The following is a 4,234-nucleotide window of genomic DNA, read 5'->3' as shown; positions in this document are numbered from 1 at the left end:
AAAACGCCGACCACCAAAACGCCGACCTTTGGAATATTGACGACCGCCAAGCCGCCCACCACAGTTCCGACCGTTATAGTAGAAACAGTTACATGTTCAAAAAACAATAATGTTTCTCCGGTTTGTTGTGGAGATAAACGTGGCTTATACCAAGATTATTGGAGAAGCGGTCCAGGCGGAGGAGTTCCGCCTCGCTGCAGTAGCTTAGCCCTTATCAAGAAAAAATCAGGATGTACCAATAAAACTAAATTACGCGATGTTTATTTTAACCGATTTAATTCAGTGGATGATTTTTGTAAATCCAACGGGTGGGGTAAGGCTGTTTATGATCCCGCGTGAGCCCGCGAAACCGTGTCGTATATGGTCCGCCCCGCATTGCAAGGAAAATTTTTCCATCATGACGTTAAAGAGTAATGCTTGCATATATCCGGCCTTTGGGGTGAGGTCTCAAAGGGAATCGGGGTCAGGTCTTTAATTATGTATGACAAATGTCGTTTATGCTGTTAACAAAGATATTTGGAGAGTAGACCGTCGGAACTTCCCCGACAGCTCCTCGCAGAACGGTACGTGAACCTCTCGATTCATACCGTTCCCATCGGGCAGGTTAATTTCATACTCGTGAACCAATTCGATAGACAGCTTGCAGCCATGCAGGACAACCTACCCAATTAACTCCATATGAAAGTAACCCTGTTTTCACTACGAACTCCTCCGGTTTATCAGGTTGCTGGCTACACCATAAACAGGCATCCAGACAAGATCCCAATAATTCCGTTGATCCTTATTGAAAACAACCTGACGCTGCCCCTTTGCTCCACCTCCATTACAGAGGCTTCATCACTACTACTAGCAGCTCCGTCCCAGTGCATGGCATCGGTACTCAATCTCTTGTGGTTGCAGCCACTTGGGAGTCTCCCTTAGCATCCACGCGACTGGTTCCCGCAGTTCCACAGAAGAGCCCGGCACAGATTCATGCCACCTATACGCCGGACACCACCTGCACAGCATTCGGAATTCACTTGCAGATTTATCCCGGGAGATTATGCGGCCCCCGGTTTTGATGTCAGAAAAAGTCTTTTACGAAGACCTGCCCCCAGCTTTTTTGACCCCAGCTTTTTACGCAGTTCGGGACCTGCCCCCCCCCCGGCTTTTCTCTGTTTTATAAGATTCTTGCGCATTATCAGTTGCAGATAATTCAAACGGTTCTTTTTGATGCCTCAGCCTTGTCTATCCTTGTCTCATTTTGCGAGGTAATAACTTTGATATCCCAACCTGCCGTTCAGTCCACAGGCGCACCCATGGCTTCTGGCTCCGTACCCGATCAGCCAACGGAAAGTGACGGGCTATTTGCCGGGTTTTTAACGGTCGCCCCTTGGCGCGTTCCGATCCTGTTTTTGCGGTCGCTTCATCCCGGTTATATTCCTCCCGGGACGCAGCCGTCGGCACAACCGGATGAAGGTCCGGCCTTCACTTTTGGCAGCCCCGATGGGCAGGACAGCAGCTTTTTCCAGGGTGTTGAGCTGGCGGCCCGGCTGGTGTCGCCTTATACAGTGCTGCCAGCGGAGATCCGCACGATGCTGGAGGGCATTGTCACTTTTTCCGCAGCGACCCGTTTCAGGGATCTTTTGGGCGCTTTTGGAGCGACTGAAGGTTCTCCTCCAACGGAAGGTCGGGCAGACATTTCAGAGGACCGCTCCCCAACAAACGACAAAGACAGGAAAAACAAGAAGCCGCAGCAAACACGACAACGAACCAGCCCGCCAGCCACTACCTCCATCGGCACTGGTCAGCTACCGAAAACCGCCATGGCACTGGGTGCCCTGTCCAGCCTGACCGCTGCGGCGGCTGCATCCCCATCCGGCAGTAAAGAAGTGTGGAAGCCGGTGCCGGATGCCAAAACTCTGGACAAGTTTGGCCGTGATCCGGACTATCTACTGAGTGGTAATTACTTCCAGACTGCGAATATTGATGGTGGTGAATTACTCCAACCCATTGGCAGCGATGGTCAAGCATTTACCGGTAAATACAATGGTCAGGGATATACCATTGAGAATCTCCGGGACTGCTTTGTGAAAAATCTGAAGGGTGAGGTTGATGGCCTGCGTTTCACTGATGCCAGTATAGGGTCCAGCTCTGGTCCAACTGCGGTGGTGGCCTGTAAAGTTTCACGCGGTGGGACAGTCAGTAATATCCGGGTTGAAAATGCACATGTTGACAACCGATGGGATAATGCGGCAATTGTAGGGGGTGAAATCGACGGAAAGGTTGCCAATATCACAGCAGTTGATTGCTCTGTCAGCGCTGGAAAGCATGCTGGTATCGGCGGAGGAGCTGTCTTATCAAAGGGAGCTCTTGCTAACATCACAGCAATCAACTGCACGGTGGAAAACCCCGGTTATTATTTAAATTTTTATGATGTCGGTATCGGGGCAGGCCAGGTTTTTGGAAGCATTGCCAACATCATTGCAATTAACTGCAACGTCAAAACGCTCCGTGATGGTAATGGTGATGCCGGTATCGGGGCGGGGGCAGTTTATTCTCGTTATTCTGATTCTGGCGGAGGCGTTTCTAACACCGTCGCTAACACCATAGCGATAAATTGCACAGTGGGAACTTCCGGTAGAGGTGATGCTGGTATTGGTGTGGGGAAAGTTATTGGACGCCAGGCTTACACCGTCGCTAACACCATGGCGATAAATTGCACGGTGGAAACCTCCGGTGATGGTGCTGATGCCGGTATCGGTGCGGGGAGCATTGATTATGGAACCATTGCTAACATTGCTAACACCATGGCATTCAACTGCAAGGTTAAAACCTCAGGAAAAACTGCAAATGCAGGTATCGGGACAGCAAGGCGCGGCACTGTGCTCAACACTAAGGCGGTAAACACCACTGTCGAAAGCAGATATGCCGATGCAAGTATCCGGGGAGGGTTTAACCCCACTATCTGTAATGTTCGCATTAACGGTACACTGCAACCAGACACCGCCGGGGATTGCCTCTACTTGCTCGATCATTTCTGTGAAGATACTGACCCCCGCCTGTTGAAGCCGAATTGCCAGCCCGGTGACTGTTATTCATGGGCATTAACAAATGACACTTTCACCGGGTTTGCGTCATGTCCTGTTGCCTTGGAAACCATCTCAACCACTCCCAGACAAATCACAACACCAGAAGCAATAACAACTTCTGCACACAGCCCAACGTCGCCAACAGTCACTAACCAGCTGATCGAAGTCGCCAACGCCGAAACCCTGGTTAAAATCGGCACTGACCATAACTACCCACTGAACGGCACCTATATCCAAACCACCGATATCGATGCCAGCAGCTTGAGCCAACCTATCAGGCACTTTACCGGCCAGTACAATGGCCAGCACCATGCTATTACCAACCTGGATTGCTGCCTGGTGGACAACCTTGAGGGTGATATTGGCAACCTGTACTTTACCGGCGCCAGTATCAGCGCCAGCAAGCCAACGGGTGTGGTGGCCTGTGGACTGGGCGGCAACGGCAAAATCCATGACATCCTTGTGGACAACAGTCAGGTCATAACCTCCGGTAATGATGCCGACGCAGGTATCGGGGCCGGAGTCCTGTCGGGGGGCACGGTGGTCAACACCACTGTGGTGAACAGCACGGTGACCACCGCCGGTGAGGGAGCCGATGCCGGTATCGGTGCCGGGAGTATTGGCAATGGCGCAGCGATTTCCCAAATCACGGCCCTGAACAGCCGGGTGGAAACCTCCGGCAATAATGCCAATGCCGCTATCGGCGTCGGGGCCATGGGCAGTGACACAAGGATCGCCGATACCCTGGCCCGGGGCAGTTCGGTTACAACCTCCGGCTATGATGCCAATGCCGCTATCGGGACCGGGGCTATGGATTCCCGGGCAAGGATGGCTGGCACCCGGTCTGACAACAGCCAGGTGGTAACCTCGGGAGTCGGTGCCGATAGCGCTATCGGTGCCGGGGAGATCAGGGGCAACGGCACCGTTACTGATACCCGGGCGGTGAACAGCACAGTAACCGCCTCCGGTAATGAGACCTTGGTGGGTATTGCTGCAGGCCGGTTCAGGCGCGGGGCCGTGATTGCCAATACCACGCAGGTGAACAGTTTTGCCAGGAGCACAGGTTACTCTTCAGGCGTGGCCGGGGGACCATTACCGGCCACACCGGCACCGCCGGTAGCGAACACCACCATGAACTTTTCCGGCCTGCCGGGGGCCACCAT

2 protein-coding genes are annotated in these 4,234 nt (G+C 52.8%); both read left to right on the top strand.

The window, feature by feature from the left end; translation table 11 throughout:
• On the top strand, positions 1-339 hold a 339-nt coding region (locus ACO6V1_RS22615), incomplete at its 5' end, for a hypothetical protein (protein WP_422468725.1).
• A gap of 959 nt (positions 340-1,298) precedes the next feature.
• On the top strand, positions 1,299-4,234 hold a 2,936-nt coding region (locus tag ACO6V1_RS22610), incomplete at its 3' end, for a hypothetical protein (RefSeq protein ID WP_422468723.1).

Source organism: Endozoicomonas sp. ALC013 (assembly GCF_049310205.1).
Taxonomy (GTDB): Bacteria; Pseudomonadota; Gammaproteobacteria; order Pseudomonadales; family Endozoicomonadaceae; genus Endozoicomonas.
Note: the sequence above shows the minus strand (reverse complement) of the source record. Positions and strands in the feature narration are given on the sequence as shown.